We start from the raw sequence: 19,524 nt of genomic DNA, 5'->3' as shown, positions 1-19,524 counted from the left end.
ATAATAACATAAGCATAGAAATTTACCCTGATCTTAACTCGTTATTTATATTGACGATTGTTTTACTTTCCAATAACGTAATGTAAGCGGTTACATTTATAAAATCGGGTTCGGCGATTTTTTTTGGAAAAAAATGTAAGCGCTTACAAAAAATAGACGACAACATTATTTAAAACCAAATCTGGAGATTTGCATGAACCACACACTTTTCAAGAAAAAGCAGCTTGCTATTAGCCTGTCTATGGCAATGGGTCTAAGCGCGCTAGTTCCTCACTCAGCTGTCGCCGAAGAACAGCCCGACAAAGCGAGTGATATTGAAGTAATACAAGTATCCGGTATTCGCGGAAGTCTTGTAAAATCAATGGATATCAAACGTCAATCTGCAGGTGTTGTTGATGCAATTACTTCAGAAGATATTGGTAAATTCCCAGATACCAACTTAGCTGAATCTTTACAACGTATTACCGGTGTGTCTATTGACCGAAGTAACGGTGAAGGTAGCAAAATTACAGTTCGTGGTTTTGGTCCTGAATTTAACTTAGTAACGCTTAACAATCGTCAAATGCCAACAACCGGTGGTCGTTCATTTGATTTTGGTGATATCGCAACTGAAAGTGTGAGTGGTGTTGAAGTATACAAAACAGCTCGCTCTGATATCCCTAGCGGTGGTATTGGTGCAACCGTTAATATCACCACTGCAAAACCTCTCTCTAATCCTGGCCTACACGCATCGATTGGCGCAAAAGCCGTTCACGATACATCAAACGAAACAGGTAGCGATGTAACACCTGAACTTTCAGGTATTTACAGCAACACATTCAACGATGACAAATTTGGTATCTTAATTTCAGGTTCAGTGCAAGAGCGTGATAACCGTGAACAATCAATGGCGGTTGATAACTGGATCCCAAATGTTGATATTTCATCATCTCCTGATTTAGCTGTCACAGATAACAACCAACGCGCTGATGGTGCTACTTGGTATCCGCAGAATGCTGGTTACGCGTTTTCTGACAATTCACGTAAACGTACCAATGGCCAACTTGTGCTGCAATATGCACCTAATGACCGTATTACAGCGACAGTCGATTACACGTATTCAAAGCTTGAGTTTGAAAAAGATGGTCGTAGCTTTGGTGTTTGGTTCAATAATGGCGGTAACGTAAGTGCTGCAACTATCAATGAAAACGGTACTTACACTCAAGTAACTGAGATTGGTGGTGACTACTCTACAAACTTAAATCGTGGCGCGACAACCAACGAAAATAAATCGCTTGGTTTAAACATTGATTGGCAAGTAACAGACAACTTAAACATTGAGTTTGATGCACACAACTCATCGGCAGAAAGTGCCGGTGTTGGTATTGGCCATGATGCATTTATGATCATCGGTAACACCTCATGTTCATGGTGTGAAAACCCAACCGTCAATATCGACGAAAAAATGGCTGACTTCAGCAAAGGCGAAATTCCGCTAATCGATATGACCTTAACTAATGGCCAAGCAGAAATTTTACCTAGCGACTTAGGGACGCTTTTTGCCGGTGTAAACAAAGACACTAACACGAATGACCTTGACCAATATCAACTAAAAGGTACTTGGTATAATGAGGACAGCGGTGCTCTTTCGAGCATTAACTTTGGTATGTCACACACTAAAATCGACTTCCGCACCACGACTGCTTATTCAGGTCAGCTAGCTGCTGGTTGGTGGTTAAACTCCGCTGATTGGTACGATGACAGCATGTTCACTCGAGTAGATAGCTCAGGTTTACTTGACGGTTTCTCTGGCGGTGGTAGCGATAAGCTATTAAATTACTATTATGATGCTGATTTTGATGACATCGTTGCGATTGCAGAAAGCATTGACTGTGATCACCCAGATGGCGGCATTGGTGCATGTAGCTGGCCTGCTGATGTAAATGGTATGGTGCAATCAGGCCCAATCGATGACGATCACCGTGTCAGCGAAGAAACAACAGCCGTATACGCACAAGCTAACTTCGAAACAGAGTTCAACGGTATGCCAGTGAACATCACTGCGGGTTTACGTTACGAATCAACGGATGTTACAGCAAACAGCTTAGAGCGCCCTGCTGTTGCAATGGAATGGGTTAACGGTAACGAGTGGTCATACATTTACGCTGATGAGCGCTCTTTCTCAAATGGTGAAGGTAGCAGCAAAGAGTTTTTACCTAGCATCGATATGAACATCGAGGTAGTTGAAGACGTCATCGCTCGTTTCTCTTACAGCCGAAGCCTTGCTCGCCCTCCAGTTGGCGCGCTTCGTTCAACAACGTCATTTTTAGGTAACCCTAAAGTTGGTCAACGAAAAGTTGCTGTAGGTAACCCAAACTTAAAACCTTATACCGCTGACAATATCGACCTATCACTTGAGTACTACTACGGTGAAGGCAGCTATGTATCAGCAGGTTACTACCGTAAGCAAGTTGATAACTTCTTAGTTAATATTACAACTGAAGAAACGATCGACGGCATTACTGACCCATTCATTGGTGATCGTGCAGAGCAAGCTCGTGAAGATTTAGCAGCAGCAGGTGAGCAACCATCTGACCAAGCAATTCACGATAAGATCAACGAAAACCAAGGTACAGAAGAAGGCACGCCTATCGTTGGTAACGATACAGATCCACTCGCAAGCTTCTTCATTTCGCGTGATAACAACGTTGAAACAGCAAATCTATGGGGCTGGGAACTGGCAGCTCAACATATGTTTGGTGATTCAGGTTTTGGTATTGCAGCCAACGCGACTTTCGTATTTGGTGATGTTGAAGCTGACCGAGATGCAATCGGCTATCAATTTGCTTTACCTGGTTTAAGTGATTCAGCTAACTTCTCAGCAATTTATGATTTAGACGGTTTATCAGCACGTATTTCTTATAACTGGCGTGATGAGTTCCTAACAGGCTTTGACCAACATGCTTCACCTATCTTTACTGAGTCTTACGGCCAGTGGGATATCAATGTGAACTACGCAGTTAATGAAAAACTAACGGTGTTTGTTGAAGGTCTAAATCTTACAGACGAAACGCAACGTACCTACGTTCGTTACTCAGAGCAGCTGTTACGTGCAAACCAATACGGTGCGCGCTATAACATCGGCTTCCGCTACTCGTTCTAGCATTTTGTTGTCAAAAAAGCCGCTCAACAGCGGCTTTTTTTTTCGCAATTATGCTAGTTTGTCTATATAGCATTTTAGGTAGCCTTGAACATGCAACAGAATGAAGTAAAAAAAGTCGTCATTTTAGGTGGGGGTACTGCGGGTTGGTTATCTGCAGGCTTAATTGCTGCCCAACCCCACTTAACTCACAACGCACACATTACACTAATTGAATCGCCAGATATTGCCACTATAGGTGTTGGTGAAGGTACTTGGCCAACCATGCGACAAACCTTAAAAACCATCGGCATTAGCGAAAGTGAATTTATTCAACGCTGTGATGCGTCTTTTAAACAGGGTTCACGCTTTGATAGCTGGTGCGACGATGAAGGCGACGCACATTATTATCACCCATTCAGCTTACCGGTGGCTTATCAGCAATTAAATATTGCACCTTACTGGTTTGCCAACAAAGATGCCGTGAGTTTTAGTCACGCAGTGGCAAGCCAAACCTACTTGTGCGATCACCATAAAGCGCCGAAAAACCACTTACATAGCGCCTATCAAGGTGAAGCAAACTATGGCTATCATTTAGATGCTGGTAAGTTTGCCATGCTGCTGCAACAGCACTGCACTACAAAACTAAAAGTTGAGCATATCGTCAGCCATGTTGAAAGCATCAATAGTGATGAGGATGGCTATATTAGTTCATTACAAACACACGATCATGGCGCTATCACGGGTGATATATTTATTGATTGCTCTGGCACCCACGCAAAGCTGTTACATCAGCATTACGGTATCGAACTAATCGAGCAACAAGATGTGCTATTTAACGACCGAGCAGTTGCCGTTCAGGTACCTTATTTAAACCCGCAACAAGAGATTCTTTCTTATACCAAAGCCACTGCTCAAGATGCGGGTTGGATTTGGGATATTGGCCTACAAAGCCGCCGTGGTCTTGGTATGGTGTACTCAAGCCGCTTTGCCAGTAGCGAAGATGCGAAACATGCACTTAGCCAATACATTGCAAAAACCCAGCCTGGCACAGAACAAAGTGAATTGACATTTCGTGAAATCAGTTTTAACCCCGGCTATAGACGCCGTTTTTGGTATAAAAACTGTTTAGCTATTGGTATGTCTGCAGGCTTTATTGAACCACTTGAAGCCTCAGCGTTAGTCATGGTGGAACTTGGTCTTAATAATTTACTTGCCAATTTCCCCACTCATCGTGCTGCAATGCCGACACTGGCAAAGCGTTTTGATGAGCAATGCCATTATCGCTGGCAACGTATCATTGAGTTTTTAAAGCTGCATTATGTGCTGTCAAAGCGCACTAGCCCCTATTGGCAAGCTCATAAAGAGGCAAACTCAATCCCTGCGCAGCTGCAAGAAAACTTAGCACTTTGGCAATATCAAAGCCCGTGGCTAAACGACTTTGACCGCACTCAAGAGGTCTTCTCTGCGGCCAGTTACCAGTATGTACTTTATGGTATGAAACAACTACCACAATTCCCTGTACTTGCAATGCCAACGGCTATTATTGAGCACTTTAGTGCTAACCAACAACAAGCCAAACGCGGATTACAACAACTACCAACTAACCGTGAGCTGTTAAATCATATTCAGCAATTTGGCATACAACCTATTTAATCTCAGCATTAGGAGGCCCAATGGCCAATCATGTATTACTTGATAACATCAGCCATAAAGACCTAAAAGTCATCACCACACGCGGTGCTAACTGGGGCGATAATATTAGCTGCGCTACCGTATTTCCAAGTGAATTTGCTAAAGTCCAAGCAAATCAACCTATCGTATTTCGTAAGCACCCTCAAACAGGTCAATTCGAAGCCTTAGCTTTATTTGGTTTTGAAAATGGCGAGAACTTACTGCTAAACGAACAAGGTGAATTACAGCTGAGTTACTTACCACTGAGTATGCAGCGCCAGCCATTTTTAATTGGTCAACAAACTCAGTATAACAATGGCATTCCTGAGCAATCACTGGTGGTACATATTGATTTAGATAGCCCACGCATAAGCACACGCGATGGCGAAGCAATTTTTCTTGAACATGGTGGTAATAGCGATTATTTAAACCATATTGCTCAAGTACTTAACGCGTTACATCAAGAACATCAAACAATTAACCACTTTTTTGAGCGTTTGCTTAGCGTTAATTTACTCGAATCTTTCAGTATTGAATATGCGGATAAAAATGGCGAAAAAGTCACAGTGAACGGCTTTTATACCATTAACCAACAGGTACTACATGATTTAACCGCTGAGCAACTTAAGCAGTTACAACAGCAAGGTGACTTGCAGGCTATTTATATGGTGTTGGCATCAATGGAAAAAATCCCTCATTTGCTTAATAGAAAATGGGCTCAGCAGTAATGTTTGCGGCTGCGCCAATTAAAGAATGCCAGGCTTCAAGCATTGCTGATCTTAAACCTTTTTTAGCTGAGCTTACTGAACCACTGGTAATAAGAGATCTCTGTGCTGATTGGCCCCAAGTAATTGCAGCTAAACAAGGCTCTAAAAGCGCTTTAGACTATCTTTTAGGTCTTGCCAATAATGCTCCGGTGCGAAGCTTTAGTAGCGAGGCAATTCATCATGGTCGGTATTTTTATAACGCTGATTTATCGGGGCTTAATTTTTCACAGCACGCCGATAGTCTTCAGGCTGTATTGCAAAAACTAGCATTAAAACTGTCGCAAACCGATAATGATTCGTTGTATATGGGTTCCACTGCAGTAGAGTATTGCGCTCCGGGCTTTAGCCTTGAGAACCCATTAATAGTGACCGATTATAATTGCCTTACAAGCCTCTGGGTGGGGAATCATAGCCAGATTGCGGCTCACTATGACAATGCCGATAACCTAGCTTGTGTTGCAGCTGGTGAACGCACTTTTACTCTAATGCCAACCGATCAGGTCAATAACCTTTACGTTGGCCCGCTGGAGTTTACACCTGCTGGACAAGCAATTAGCTTAGTTGATTTTAGTAACCCAGATTTGAGCCGTTTTCCACGTTTTAAAGAGGCTCTTTCAAAGGCTCAATCAGCTACCCTTACCCCTGGCGATGCTATCTATATACCTGCTCTATGGTGGCATCAGGTTAGCGCGACCAGGCCATTTAATGTATTAGTAAACTATTGGTGGCGACAAGCCCCAGAGTATTTGGCAAACCCATTTGATGCCATGCTGCACAGTATGTTGGCGATTAAAGACTTACCAAACGAGCACAAGCAGAAATGGCAGCAACTATTTAATCATTATGTCTTTGCTGATGATGTGGATTTAGCAAGCCATGTAGCTGAGCCTGTACAAGGGATATTAGCAGATATCGACGAAATAACAGCGAGAAGGTTAAGACAGCTATTACTACAAAAGCTCAACCGATAGAATGAACCAAAAGCCAGCTGATACAACGAGTTCGGCGATGTATCTGCAGGCTTTTGGCTCATAATTTACTTACCCTTTATTTGTACTGCAGATGGCTGTGTAGTTGCACAACCAATGCCTGTTTCAATATTTTTACTACATTGAAAAACACGTACATAATCGACCAGCATTTGCTTAGGGTAACCCGCAAAATCAACGCCTTTGTCATTCACATTTGCAGGCCAGTTTCCGCCTACAGCAAAGTTAAGGAGTAAGTGAAAACGCTGATCAAATGGAGCAAACCCCTTATTTTCTATAAACGAGCCGTCTTGTTGTTGTGATGTTGAATACCAATGGTCGTGGTGAAATGTCGCATAATGAACATCATCAACATACCAACGAATTTCATCTTGTTGCCATTCAAGGGCATAAACATGAAAATTATCAGCCGGGTTATCTGCTTCGCTGAAACGATAAGGCGTACCACTGTAGACATTTTCTGGCGCAGGACCACCGTAATGCAAAGTGCCGTGTACGCGTGTCTCAAGGCTACCTGTTGGCGCTGTTTTGTCATCAGTAAGGGTCTTTAGATTCACAGCTTCCATGATGTCTATTTCGCCTGAAGATGCCCAGCGGCCATAATGCCAATCAGTAGGTAACATCCAAATCGCAGGCCACGCCCCTTGTCCTGCAGGCAATTTAGCGCGAATTTCAAAACGGCCATATCGCCAATCAGCTAAGTTTTTAGTACGTAAACGTGCAGAAGTAAAAGGCTGTGTTGCCACCTTTTCTCGCTCAGCATCGCTGCTTACTTCATCGCGATTATGTAAAGGCCCAGTGTATTGCTCTTGCCGAGCAACAATATGCAATAAGCCATTTTTGACAAAACTGTTTTCACTTCGTGCGGTGTAGCATTGCTGCTCATCATTACCGCCACCTCGACAATTGACTTCATGTTGCCACTTAGCCAAATCAAGAGTATTTTGTGAAAATTCATCTTGCCAAACTAACTGCCATCCATCACCTAAGCTAGCTTTGACAGGCTCAGCAGTTTGCTGACAGGCGCTAAGTACACCTGTTAGCAAAATAACGACATATGGTTTTACTGACATGAGACTGAAGAGTCCTGCGTGTGTGAGCTACTTAATGATAATTTAGCAATTGATACTTGCCATGCACCTTCAGTAGCTAACTGCCACGGTGAGAACACTTGCCCAAGCTGCACACCTTGTTCAGCAAAGCAGCTCAAATCAACGGTTAGCGTCTGCCAATCACTTGTACCTTTAACTTGTTTGCTAATATCAAATTGACCGTCACAGTTTTCACCACACTGCATACCTAGCATTAACGGCGCATCAGCAGCTTGATCTACTTTAATTTGCATTTCTAACTGACCAGCTTTTTCAACGTATGAGCGCAGATCCGACGGGAACGCCGCCATTAAACGAACAGCAGCTGCTTCCTTACCATTAAAGCTGATTGCGCGCGCATCTTCTTGCACGTCTTTATCAAAGGTTTTTACGCTAACAGCATTTAATGCTGCACGGCTGCTGGTCATAGCTTGCAGCTCAGAACCACTTTGCAACTGTAGTGACCATGGTGCTTTTACGGCACGTTCAAATAATACTAAGTCTTCTAATTTAGCAGAAACTTGTGATTTTTCGCTCAGGTCATCCGCTAATGTATTTTTATCTTGATAAGTTAAACCAAAGCCATAAGGCAGTAGTGGCGCATAATCTTTATCACCACGATTTTGGTTACCTACAGGATTATCTGGCCATGAAAAAGATAACTTACCTTTAAAGTCATGATTGATAGAGCCATCTTGCTTTTTAAAGATAACATCGCTAATTGCATCACCTTCGCTACCAGGTAACCAAGTTGCAACAAACGCATCACTAGCATTAAGCTCAGCATTCACCCACATTGGGCGACCACTAATAAATAGTGACACCACAGGAATACCCGCATCTTTTAACTTTTTAAGAAGTGCTAAATCAGTTTTATTACCGCGTTGATATTCAAGGTTATCTAAATCACCATTGCCTTCTGCATACGGCTGCTCACCAAATACTACAATCGCAACATCTGGCTTAGTCTCAAAGGCACCATTTTCATCGTATTGAACTTGCCCACCGGCTTGCTCAACGGTTGCTTTAATGCCATCAAAAATAGAGCTACCACCCGGGAAGTCACTATTTTCATTGCCTGTGCCTTGCCATGTAATCGTCCAGCCACCAGACTGCATGCCAATGTTATCAGCACCCTGACCTGCAACTAATACATTTGTATTTGGTGATAGAGGTAATAACGCTTGCTTATTTTTCAAAAGCACCAATGATTCACGTACCGCTTGTTTTGCAATTGCACGATGCTCAGCACTGCCAATAATCTCTGTTTTACCAGAAAGCGGACGCTTAGCTGGGCTTGGTTTATCAAACAAACCAGCGCGCATTTTTACACGTAAGATACGCGTTACCGCATCATCAATTCGGCTTTGCGCAATTTCACCACTTTTCACTTGCTTGATGAGGTTTTCGTATAGTGGTTTCCATGCATCTGTCGGAACCATATACACATCAAGGCCCGCATTTGCGGCTTGTGCACAATTGCCATTAGTACACCCCGGAATTTGACCGTGGCCGTTCCAGTCACCGACAACAAAACCGTCAAAGCCCATTTTGCCTTTTAACACGTCGGTAAGTAGATATTTGCTGCCGTGAATTTTTTCACCATTCCAGCTGTTAAATGACGCCATCACGGTTTGTGCACCCGCACCTAAGCCACCAACATAACCTTGCGCATGAATATCAAATAACTCTTGCTCTGATGCCGTGTTATTACCTTGGTCATCACCACCTTCGGTACCGCCATCGCCTAAAAAGTGTTTAACAGTGCTAATTACGCGCTTATCAGATAAGAAATCGTCATCAACCGCGCCTTGCAAACCTCTAACGATAGCTGCTGAGTAAGATTTAACAATTTCAGGGTCTTCAGAGTAGCCCTCGTAAGTTCGACCCCAGCGGTCATCACGCACAACAGCCACAGTTGGCGCGAACACCCAGTCGATACCAGTTACCATCACTTCTTGCGCTGTAGCAGCTGCAATTTTTTCGATTAGCTCAGGGTTATTTGTCGCACCCAAGCCAATGTTATGTGGGAATAATGTCGCACCAATAACGTTGTTATGACCATGTACTGCATCGGTGCCCCACATGGTAGGTATAGAGCTACCATCGAGCGAGTCATCTATAGAGGCTTGATACATTTTCTCAGCAAGGTCAATCCAGTCAGCGGCGCTGGCATGTTTGTCATTGTTAGGGAATGCTCCACCACCATTAAGATAAGAACCAAAGCCATATTTACGCATATCTTCAACGGTAATATCGCGAATTTCTGGCTGGATCATTTGAGCAATTTTTTGCTCTAGAGTCATATTTGTGAGTATTTTCGCAATTTTTGCTTCCATCTCTGGATTTGCTGCAATACCTGTTTCGATGTTTGGCCAAATTTCTTGCTCAGCGTTCACGTGTGTAACCTTGTCTTGCCCACTACAACCTAGCATGCTGACGCTTGCCATCATTAACGAACAGAGAGTGAATGTTTTTTTCAATTTCATTTTTTTCACCTATGATGATTGCTGAGTCTGAGTCGATACTTTTGAGCCAACCAGCGCAAAGTAAGTAATGTATAAGTAACATGCAATTGGTAAAAATAGCGCCATTTGCACACCAATAGAATCCGCTAAAATACCTTGTAATAGAGGAATAATTGCACCACCCACAATCGCTAAACATAAAATGCCTGAGCCTTTAGAGGTGTATTTACCAAGACCATGTAGCGCTAGGCTGAAAATCGTTGGGAACATAATCGAATTGCATAGACCCACGAGTAAAATTGCCCACATAGCAAGGCTTCCCTCACCCGTCATGGCAATCACAACAAGCATTACGGCAAGTAAGCCATGACATGCTAATACCTTACCTGCATTAAATTTTTGCATTACAGCCGCACCAATAAAGCGACCAACCATGGCTCCTGCGAAATAATAACTAATATAATGAGCGGCCTCTTTTTCTGCTAAACCCGCAATATTATCAAGGGTCAAAAAGCCCACTAAGAAGCTACCAATTGCCACTTCTGCGCCCACATACACAAAGATACCTACGGCGCCTAAAATTAAATGGCGATAACGCCAAACACTGCCTAAATCAACAAAGTCTTCTAAATCTTGATGAGCCGCTTCACTGTCACTTTCTTTACCTAGTTTTGGTAGCTTTAAAAATGCGAAGATAACGGCAAGTATTAATAAGCTTAACGACAACATTAAATAAGGTAGCTTCACTTCTTCTGCCGTGGCTTGGCTAATTTCAGATAGAATCAACCAACCACCAAAAATTGGCGCAACCGTCGTTCCTAATGAGTTAAATGCTTGTGTCATAGTCAAACGTGAAGAGGCTGTCTTTTGCGGACCAAGTACGCTTACGTAAGGATTTGCAGATACTTGTAAAATAGTGATACCTGATGCCAGTACAAACAAGGCCAGTAAAAATAGCTCATAAACATGGGCAACAGCGGCAGGGTAAAATAGTGCACAACCAACGGATGCAACCACCAAACCCACAACAATACCAAGCTGATAGCCAATTCGACTGACCAACTTACCTGCCGGAATTGACATCACAAAATACGCACCAAAGAAGCAAAATTGGATGAGCATAGCCTGCGTATAGTTAAGTGAAAACATACCTTTTAAGTAAGGGATTAATATGTCATTTAGACAAGTTATAAATCCCCACATAAAAAATAATGTGGTCAATGATGCCAGTGCGAAGTGTTGCTTTGGCATATCTGCTTGGCTTGAAGCAGCCGAAACAGGAGTTGATACATGAGCCATAATTTTCTTCTCTAGTTAATTATATTTATCAGTTTGTTACAGCAAAATTTGGTACTTAATCACTAACAACAAATAGCGAAATATGTTGCAACATTAAATGTAAGCGCTTACATTTATAACATATTAATCATATTTAGCAATTTATTTGCGGAAAAATTGTAAGCGCTTACAGCCGAGTCTAAACTCTAATCAGCTAAGTCTTACACTAACCCGAAGGACGCGTATCAACTGTGCATAAATCAATTTCACTGTTACCTGATTCACCTTTACTCAAACCCGAGTTCACTTTCGGTGTTGCAACAGCCTCATTTCAGATTGAAGGTGCACGCGAGCAACGCCTCGATTGTATCTGGGATACATTTTGTGAAAAGCCTGGAACCATCGCAGACCAAAGTCATGGTAATGTAGCTTGTGACCATGTTGCTCGTTGGCAGCAAGATGTCGAGATGATTGTAGACTTGAGCGTAGATGCTTACCGCTTATCTATTTCGTGGCCTAGAGTCATGCTTCAAGATGGCTCGGTAAACGAGCAAGGAATGGCGTTTTATGTTCAGTTATTAACAGCTTTAAAAGCACGTAATATTAAAACCTATGTCACTTTATATCACTGGGATTTACCCCAATACCTTGAAGATAATGGTGGCTGGTTAAATCGTGAAACGGCCTATAAATTCAAAGAATATGCCGAACTTGTGACTCGCCATTTGGGTCACCTGGTTGATTCATTTGCAACCTTGAACGAGCCTTTTTGTAGTGCCTATTTGGGTTATGAGGTGGGTGTACATGCACCTGGTATTAAATCACAACAGGCAGGTCGTCAAGCAGCTCATCACTTATTGCTTGCTCATGGCCTTGCCATGCAAGTATTACGTAAAAACTGCCCAGAAACAGAAGCGGGTATCGTATTAAACTTCAGCCCGACCTACCCTTTAACAGCCGATGATATAAAAGCCGCAGAACTTGCTGATCAGTACCATAATCAATGGTATATCAAAGCTGTTTTAGAAGGCGCTTACCCATCTTTATTTAATGATTTAGCTGATGAAGTTAAGCCCACTATTGTTGCTGGCGATATGGCGATAATTAGCCAAGCCGTCGACTTTATTGGCGTTAACTACTATACCCGCATACACTACAAAAATACCGCTGATGGCTGGTTTGAAGAAGCAAGCCTTGCGGGTGTACGTGTTACAGATATGGGCTGGGAAGTTTACCCACAAGGTTTAACTGAGCTTTTGGTATCACTGCATCAGCAATATGATTTGCCAAAAATGTATATCACTGAGAATGGCGCAGCCATGGCCGACACGTTAGAAAACGGTGAAGTGAACGACATTGAACGTGTAGATTATTATCATACCCACTTAAATGCGGTTTGTGATGCAATTCGCCAAGGCGTCGATATTCAAGGCTACTTTGCGTGGAGCTTAATGGACAACTTTGAATGGGCGTATGGCTACGAAAAGCGCTTTGGATTAGTTTATATTGATTATCAAAACCAACAACGCATTTTAAAAGAAAGCGCAAAACAATATCGCACACTACTTAAACAGCGATAAAAATAACAACAATCGAGAACACACATGCTGACTAAAAGAGAAAAAATAGCCTACGGATTAGGCGACACAGCAAGTAATATCATCTTTCAAACGGTGATGTTATTTTTAACTTTTTTCTATACTGATATCTTTGGTATTTCACCCGCTATTGTTGGCACCTTGTTTTTAGTGGTGAGAGTCGTTGATGCAATTACTGACCCATTGATGGGGGCTTTAACTGATTCAACCCGTACTAAGTGGGGAAGTTATCGTCCCTACTTACTCTGGCTTGCCCTACCATTCGGGGTGATCAGTATGATCACCTTCACCACGCCAAACCTACCTGAGTCAGGTAAAGTCATATACGCTTTTGTTACTTACACTTTACTGATGCTGGTTTATACCGCTATTAATATTCCTTACTCAGCGTTAGGGGGAGTATTAAGTGGCGACCCTAAAGAGCGAGTATCTATTCAGTCTTATCGATTTGTATTTGGCATGCTCGGCGGCTTAATTGTCAGTGCCTGTACTTTGCCTTTAGTCAACTGGCTTGGAAAAGGTGACAACGCCACAGGCTATCAACTCACTATGGCCTTGATGAGTGGCTTAGGCGTCATTCTATTTTTAATTTGTTTTCGCTTTACCAAAGAACGCGTTGCGGCTCATAACAGCTCATCATTAAGCTGGAAAAACCGCATGAGCACGCTTTGGCAAAATGGCCCGTTTAAGGTGTTGTGCTTTGCTGCATTTATGCTGTTAACCAGTATGGTATTACGTACAACCCTTGCCATTTACTATGTAAAATATGTACTTGGTGAAGCCGAGCTAGTCACTTATTTTGTTACCATCGGTATGATAGGTAACATTCTTGGTTGTGCTTGTGCGAACCCACTGAGTAAACGAGTTGATAAGAAAACCGCCTATATTCGTTTGCAATATATCTCTGCAGCAATTAGTTGCGTGGCATTTTGGTTGCCTGGCGAGCAGCTGATACTTGCCTTTGTGGTGTACTTTTTATGGTGTTTTTTCACGCAAATGGCGACCCCTTTATTGTGGGCAAAAATGGCTGACACCATAGATTATGGGCAATGGAAAACTGGTGAAAGACTGACAGGCCTTGTTTACGCGAGCGTAGTATTTTTTATTAAGCTTGGTCTTGCCCTTGGTGGTGCAATTGCAGGTTGGTTACTCGCATTTTATGGCTATGAAGCAAATACCGAACTGAGTGAGCAGACACTTTCGGGTATCTTAATTTCATTTACCCTTTACCCTGCAATAGGTAGTATGCTTGTCGCTTTTATCATGAAAAGGTATATTCTTGATAATCAAACAGTTGAGCAGATCAGTGCCGACTTATCGTTAAAGCAGCATCCATAACTTTGTTTAGTAAGGAATAACATGGCCACCATTTATGAGGTGTCGAAACTTGCAGGTGTTTCCCTTGCAACCGTTTCACGAGTAATGAACAACAATGCAAATGTCAGTGATGCCACCCGTAAAAAGGTCACTGCTGCAATGGATAAACTTGGCTATAGACCTAATTCAATTGCTCAGTCATTGGCATCAAATTGCTCTAACAGTGTTGGCTTATTGGTCTCTGAATTACAAGGTCCATTCTACGGGCCTATGATGAGTGGCATTGAAGATACCTTTCGTAATCAAGGCAAACACCTGATTATTGCTGCAGGTCACAGTGATGAAGAACGCGAAAAACAAGGCATTGAATTTCTGATTAGTCGTAATTGCGATGGTCTTATTTTGCATGTTGAAGCAGTTAGCGACGAGTATCTTATTAAACTCAGTAAAGGTCGAACTCCCTTTGTATTGATCAACCGCTATATCAGTGAACTCAGTGACCGCTGTATTCTGCTTAACAATATCAAAGGTGGTTATTTAGCTGCTAAACATGTTTTAGAGCATGGTCATAAAAAAATTGCCTACATCAGCGGGCCTCTTTGGAAACAAGATGCCAAAGACCGCCTAGAAGGACATAAGCAAGCACTACATGAGTTTAACCTTGAGTTTGATGAAAACTTATTATTCCAAGGTGATTTTATGGAAGAGAGCGGCTATGAAGGATTAAAAGCCCTTCATCAACAAACGCATCCTTTCACTGCTTTGATATGTGCCAATGATGAAATGGCGGTTGGTGCCATGGCAAGTGCTAGAGATTTAGGTTTAACTTTACCTAAGCAATTATCGATTATGGGTTATGATAACGTGTTTTTCACCCGCCATGTTTACCCACAATTGACCACGGTTAACTACCCAATAGATGAAATGGGTCGTATGGCAGCGGACTGGGTGTTAAATCATGTTTATCAAAAACAAACCCCACCGCTACAAACATTATTTGAACCTGAGCTAGTAGTTAGGCATTCAATTAGCTGTCAATAAGCTCTGATAACAAGCCAAGATTAATCGGCTTTAAGAGGACTTGCTCAATCTCAAGAGGTTCGATTTTTTTAGGCTCTGGCTCTGCGCCACTAACAATAACTAACTTTAAGTTAGGGTGGCGCTGTTTAATTTCGCTTGCTAAATCAAGGCCTTCACCATCTGGCAAGTGCATGTCGAGTAAGACTTTATCAAAGTTTTGATCGTCTTTGAGTGTCGCAAGACACGCAACACAGTTTGGTGCTATTACCGTTTCAACACCTAAACTTTCAAGCAATAACTGAGTGATTTGCGCCGCATCACTGTCATCTTCCACCAATAAATAGCGAGTGCTCTGTATGGTCATTTCAGGGCTGTCATCTTGCTCAACCACAGGTTCAGTTTTACCTTCGCAAATATAATGATTTAGCACTTGGTAAAGCAACCCAGCATCAACAGGTTTTGCAATCATATCGTTAAAGCCAAGCGCACTTAATTCTGTTTTCACCCCTTTCATAGTGGCGGCGGTGAGGGCAATAATGGGCCCTTGATAACCCATTTTGCGAAGCTCAATAGTGGCTTCTTTGCCACCCATAACGGGCATATGCAAATCAATAAATACTATATCAAAAGGCTTACCTGCTTGCTCTGCATTAGCTACTTTTTCAATCGCTTGTTTACCGTTTTCTGCATATTCTACTTCTGCGCCAGTACTGGTGATCATATGACCAACCAGATTGCGTAAATCTTTTAGGTCGTCTACCACTAATACCCGCCCACTTGTTTTAAGCGTGGTTAGTTTTTGCTGAAAATCTGGGTTTGAATCAAAGCGAAGTACTTGGCGTTCAATATCTCGAATGTTGCCAGGGTAAATAGAAAGAGTAAACTCTGAGCCCACGCCTTGGGTTGACTCAAGTTCAATACTGCCTTGCATACGGCTCAGTAGCTCTGAACAAATTGCAAGGCCAAGCCCTGCTCCCCCCACATCTCGGGATTCAACATCAGCAATTTGTTCAAATGGCTTAAATATCAATGCTTGTTTTTCTGCTGGAATACCTAAGCCTGTATCTTTAATGCTAAAAAACAGCATTTCACGCTCCTGGACCCAAGCAGTCCAAGCACGAACGGTAATTTCACCTTGGTTAGTAAACTTAATAGCATTATTAATGATGTTAATTAGAATTTGGCGCAACCGAGTAGCATCGGTATTGATCACTAGAGGTAGTGCCTGTTGTGACTCAAAATTAAGAGTTAAGCCTTTATCAAGCGCTGAGACACGCATTAGGGTATAAACATCAGTCATTAAACTATCTAAATTGACATCACAGCAGTTTAGTTCAAGTTTATCAGCAGCTATTTTTGATAGGTCGAGGACATCATTGAGTAAGCTCAATAAGTGCTTACCATTTCTATAAATCACGCTCAACTCATTTTGGGCATGTAGATTTTTATCGCTGTGCATGAGTAACTCAGTGTAACCCAAGATGGATGACAATGGTGTACGTAACTCATGACTTAAATGTGCCAAGAAGCGGTCTTTAGAGCGGTTTTCTGCTTCGGCTTTTAAGCGCTCTACACGCTCATCTTCAACATCTCGGCGAGCTAAAGCATAACGAATAGCACGGGCAAAGCGGCTAGAGTTCATCTCACTCTTGACAAGATAATCAACCGCACCAGCATCAAGCGCTGCAGAATCGAGAGCTTCATCAGATTGCCCTGTCAGCATGATAATCGGACCGCGAAAACCGTTATCAACGGCCCGTTTCAGCACTTCTAAGCCATCAGAAGCACCTAAGCGATAATCTAACAAACAAATATCATGCTTGTTTTCGCTAAGCACACTAATGGCTTGTTCTGGGCAGCTTAACCACTCAACATCGAATGTATGGGAACCTAATTGTTCTAGGTAGTCGCAGGTGAGAATATAGTCATCTTCATCGTCTTCTACTAAGAGTAATCGGGTTACCTTATCTAACATTCTGGCTCCTTATGCCAATTAGCCTAATTAAGTATTGTCGCTAATCGGAATTAATCGTTTCGTGATGTTGGCAGCTCTACAAACTCTACCCAGTATTTTCCTAGTGTTTGCATCAATTCGACTAAACCTTCAAAAGTAACCGGTTTCGTGATGTATGATGCAGCGCCTAAGTCATAGCCTCTAACCATATCTTCTTCTTGTTTTGATGTGGTTAAAATCACAACCGGAATGCCCTTCAAGTTAGGGTTCGCTTTGATTGCTTGGAGCGCTTCTCGACCGTCCATGCGCGGCATATTTAAATCAAGTAAAATCAAGCCCGGACGTGGCGATTTTTCTTTTTCACTAAATTTGCCTTTACGCTCAAGATATTCAAGCAGCTCTACACCATCTTCAACAAAAAATAGCTCGTTCAATACACGGCTTTCGGCCAATGCATCTTGGGTTAATAAACGATCATCTTCGTCGTCGTCAGCCATTAAAATAGTAATTGGTTTAACTTTATTAAGTGGCATTACGCCTCTCCTTGTAGTGTGAAAAGCGATGTTTCCACAGGTAATTTAATTGTAAAGCTTGCACCTTCATTAACGCGACTATTCGCCGTGATTTCTCCACCATGGCGTTCAACGATTCGGCGACAAACTGATAGGCCTATGCCTGTGCCCTTATATTGAGAGCGACCATGCAAACGCTGGAATGGTACAAATATTTTTTCTAGGTACTCTTCAGAAAAGCCAATTCCGTTGTCTGAAATAGTAATTATTTCCCACTCTACCTCTGCGTTATGAACTTGACTAAACTCTTTGTTTCGCTGGTAACTAATGTTGATTACAGGCGGCACATTTTCACGCCTAAACTTCACTGCATTAGACAGAATGTTTAAGAACAATTGCAGCATTTGGCTTGGATCAGCTTGAATGTGCGGTAACGTATCGATATTAACAGTGGTTTCAGATTCATTAACCGCGATTTCAAGATCATCAAGTACTTCTGCAACAACCTCATTTAAGTCAGTATCAGTAAAGTCTTTGCCCCGAGTCGTTACTCGTGAGAATTCAAGCAAATCATTGATTAAGTTAGACATTCGCTGAGCTGCGTTTTTCATGCGATTAATATAATCAATGCCTTTTTCACCGAGATCATCTTTGAACATTTTTTCAAGGCGGTCACTAAAAGCTTGAATCTTTCGCAGTGGCTCTTGTAAGTCATGACTTGCAACAAAAGCAAATTCTTCAAGCTCTCGATTTGAGCGGCTTAATTCATCTGAATAGATGGTCAGCTCTTGGGTGCGCTCTGCTACTTTTGCCGCAAGGTTCTCATTTTGATTTTCAAGTTCAGCTCGGTACTTGGCTTGGTTACGCAAATTGATACGTGTTAACAAGAACATACCAATAATTAATAAAGTGCTAGTAACAGCTGTAATTGCAAATGTTAACTTAGCATCGTCTTTTATTTGCGAGAGTTTAGTGAACTGATCTATCTTGAAATTAAGCTCACGCATTTGAATTTCATCAACTGCTAGGCGAATTTCTTTATATAAGTCGCGACCTTGGTTAGTTAATAACAAACTACGAGCCTTAACGTCTTTATTGGCTAAAGCCAGATCGGTCGTTTTAGTCATTACCGCAATTTTGTCATTTACTAAGTAAAGAAAACGAGCAATGCGATCTGCCTGACCCGGTATTTCTGAATGCAAACTTTTCACAAGCATTATCTGTGCTTGCATCGAGGCAATTGCATCATTGTAAGGCATTAAGTAGTCTTCACGATCAGTGAGTAAATAACCACGTTGACCCGATTCAGCTTGCACCAAAGATAAGTGTAATCGCTCAATTGCTGTATTGAGCGAGTTCGTGTTATCTAGGCTGTTTTGTGTTTCAGTGAGCGAGCGAATACTATCAATAGCTAAAAAAGCGTTAGCCACCACGATACAGAGCACCACGGCAATAAAGCCAGCCCAATTGATCGCTATTTTTCCTTTTTGTTTGTGCATTTACTTCCTAATCTATGAGTGCTTAGTCAGCCCCGTGAGTGTCACTTATTTCTTGTAAGTGCTCACTACACTGCTGGCAATTAGCTATTATTTTATTTAATGCCTCAAGTGCTTTTTGCTTTGGCATATCATTTTCTAATACGAGCTTAACTAACTCTGCATTCATTGAAATACGGTTTAGCGGCGCACGAGCGTCGTGCACCATTTTTCGTAAAGACTCGTTATTATTCATAGCCATC

Annotated in this window: 14 protein-coding genes; 7 read left to right on the top strand and 7 right to left on the bottom strand. The window is 42.2% G+C overall.

The window, feature by feature from the left end; genetic code table 11:
• The first annotated feature begins 193 nt into the window (after positions 1–193).
• The 4 genes from L1D46_RS04330 to L1D46_RS04315 all read left to right on the top strand — a co-directional run bounded on the left by L1D46_RS04330 (position 194) and on the right by L1D46_RS04315 (position 6,530).
• Positions 194–3,142, top strand: a complete 2,949-nt coding sequence (locus L1D46_RS04330; RefSeq protein ID WP_239976888.1) for a TonB-dependent receptor — start codon at positions 194–196, stop codon at positions 3,140–3,142.
• Between the two features lie 90 nt (positions 3,143–3,232).
• Complete coding sequence (locus L1D46_RS04325; protein WP_130049583.1) at positions 3,233–4,774, top strand: tryptophan halogenase family protein; 1,542 nt, start codon at positions 3,233–3,235, stop codon at positions 4,772–4,774.
• A gap of 20 nt (positions 4,775–4,794) precedes the next feature.
• Positions 4,795–5,520, top strand: coding sequence for a SapC family protein (locus L1D46_RS04320; protein WP_178926635.1), 726 nt, complete (start codon positions 4,795–4,797; stop codon positions 5,518–5,520).
• Positions 5,520–6,530, top strand: coding sequence for a cupin-like domain-containing protein (locus L1D46_RS04315; RefSeq protein ID WP_239976887.1), 1,011 nt, complete (start codon positions 5,520–5,522; stop codon positions 6,528–6,530). Before L1D46_RS04320 ends, L1D46_RS04315 begins: the two co-directional genes overlap by 1 nt.
• A gap of 65 nt (positions 6,531–6,595) precedes the next feature.
• Here the strand turns inward: L1D46_RS04315 and L1D46_RS04310 are convergent, their stop codons facing one another.
• From L1D46_RS04310 to L1D46_RS04300, 3 genes are read right to left on the bottom strand one after another with little or no spacing between them, the layout of a single operon-like run.
• Positions 6,596–7,621, bottom strand: coding sequence for a glycoside hydrolase family 16 protein (locus L1D46_RS04310; RefSeq protein ID WP_239976886.1), 1,026 nt, complete (start codon positions 7,619–7,621; stop codon positions 6,596–6,598).
• Positions 7,612–10,128, bottom strand: a complete 2,517-nt coding sequence (locus L1D46_RS04305) for an exo 1,3/1,4-beta-D-glucan glucohydrolase (RefSeq protein ID WP_239976885.1) — start codon at positions 10,126–10,128, stop codon at positions 7,612–7,614. The genes L1D46_RS04310 and L1D46_RS04305 overlap by 10 nt, the downstream gene beginning before the upstream one ends.
• Positions 10,129–10,137: 9 nt before the next feature.
• Positions 10,138–11,406, bottom strand: a complete 1,269-nt coding sequence (locus L1D46_RS04300) for a sugar MFS transporter (protein ID WP_130049588.1) — start codon at positions 11,404–11,406, stop codon at positions 10,138–10,140.
• A gap of 230 nt (positions 11,407–11,636) precedes the next feature.
• Here L1D46_RS04300 and L1D46_RS04295 point away from each other — a divergent pair, with 230 nt between their 5' ends.
• The 3 genes from L1D46_RS04295 to L1D46_RS04285 are packed head-to-tail and all read left to right on the top strand — an operon-like array spanning position 11,637 to position 15,341.
• On the top strand, positions 11,637–12,965 hold the full coding sequence (locus L1D46_RS04295; protein WP_167658161.1) for a GH1 family beta-glucosidase: 1,329 nt from the start codon (positions 11,637–11,639) through the stop codon (positions 12,963–12,965).
• A 24-nt stretch (positions 12,966–12,989) separates the two neighbouring features.
• Entirely contained in the window at positions 12,990–14,321 is a 1,332-nt protein-coding gene (locus L1D46_RS04290) for a glycoside-pentoside-hexuronide (GPH):cation symporter (protein WP_130049590.1), read from the top strand.
• 21 nt (positions 14,322–14,342) lie between these two features.
• Positions 14,343–15,341 (top strand): LacI family DNA-binding transcriptional regulator, encoded by a 999-nt coding sequence (locus L1D46_RS04285; protein WP_130049591.1) that lies wholly within the window; start codon positions 14,343–14,345, stop codon positions 15,339–15,341.
• On the opposite strand, the gene L1D46_RS04280 is transcribed toward L1D46_RS04285, so the two are convergent.
• The 4 genes from L1D46_RS04280 to L1D46_RS04265 are packed head-to-tail and all read right to left on the bottom strand — an operon-like array spanning position 15,328 to position 19,523.
• Positions 15,328–17,295, bottom strand: a complete 1,968-nt coding sequence (locus L1D46_RS04280; RefSeq protein ID WP_178926631.1) for a response regulator — start codon at positions 17,293–17,295, stop codon at positions 15,328–15,330. The two genes, L1D46_RS04285 and L1D46_RS04280, sit on opposite strands and share 14 nt — an antisense overlap.
• Before the next feature lie 50 nt (positions 17,296–17,345).
• A complete protein-coding gene (locus tag L1D46_RS04275; RefSeq protein ID WP_130049593.1) occupies positions 17,346–17,807 on the bottom strand; it encodes a response regulator in 462 nt (153 codons plus the stop codon).
• Positions 17,807–19,285: a sensor histidine kinase gene (locus L1D46_RS04270; protein WP_239976884.1), complete on the bottom strand. Its 1,479-nt coding sequence runs from the start codon at positions 19,283–19,285 to the stop codon at positions 17,807–17,809. The genes L1D46_RS04275 and L1D46_RS04270 overlap by 1 nt, the downstream gene beginning before the upstream one ends.
• Positions 19,286–19,307: 22 nt before the next feature.
• The gene (locus L1D46_RS04265) at positions 19,308–19,523 is read right to left on the bottom strand and encodes a histidine kinase (RefSeq protein WP_130049595.1); all 216 of its coding nucleotides are present in this window, start codon (positions 19,521–19,523) and stop codon (positions 19,308–19,310) included.
• Position 19,524 lies beyond the last annotated feature (1 nt).

Origin of the sequence: Pseudoalteromonas sp. Isolate3 (genome assembly GCF_022398505.1) — a bacterium.
GTDB lineage: Bacteria > Pseudomonadota > Gammaproteobacteria > Enterobacterales > Alteromonadaceae > Pseudoalteromonas > Pseudoalteromonas apostichopi.
Note: the sequence above shows the minus strand (reverse complement) of the source record. Positions and strands in the feature narration are given on the sequence as shown.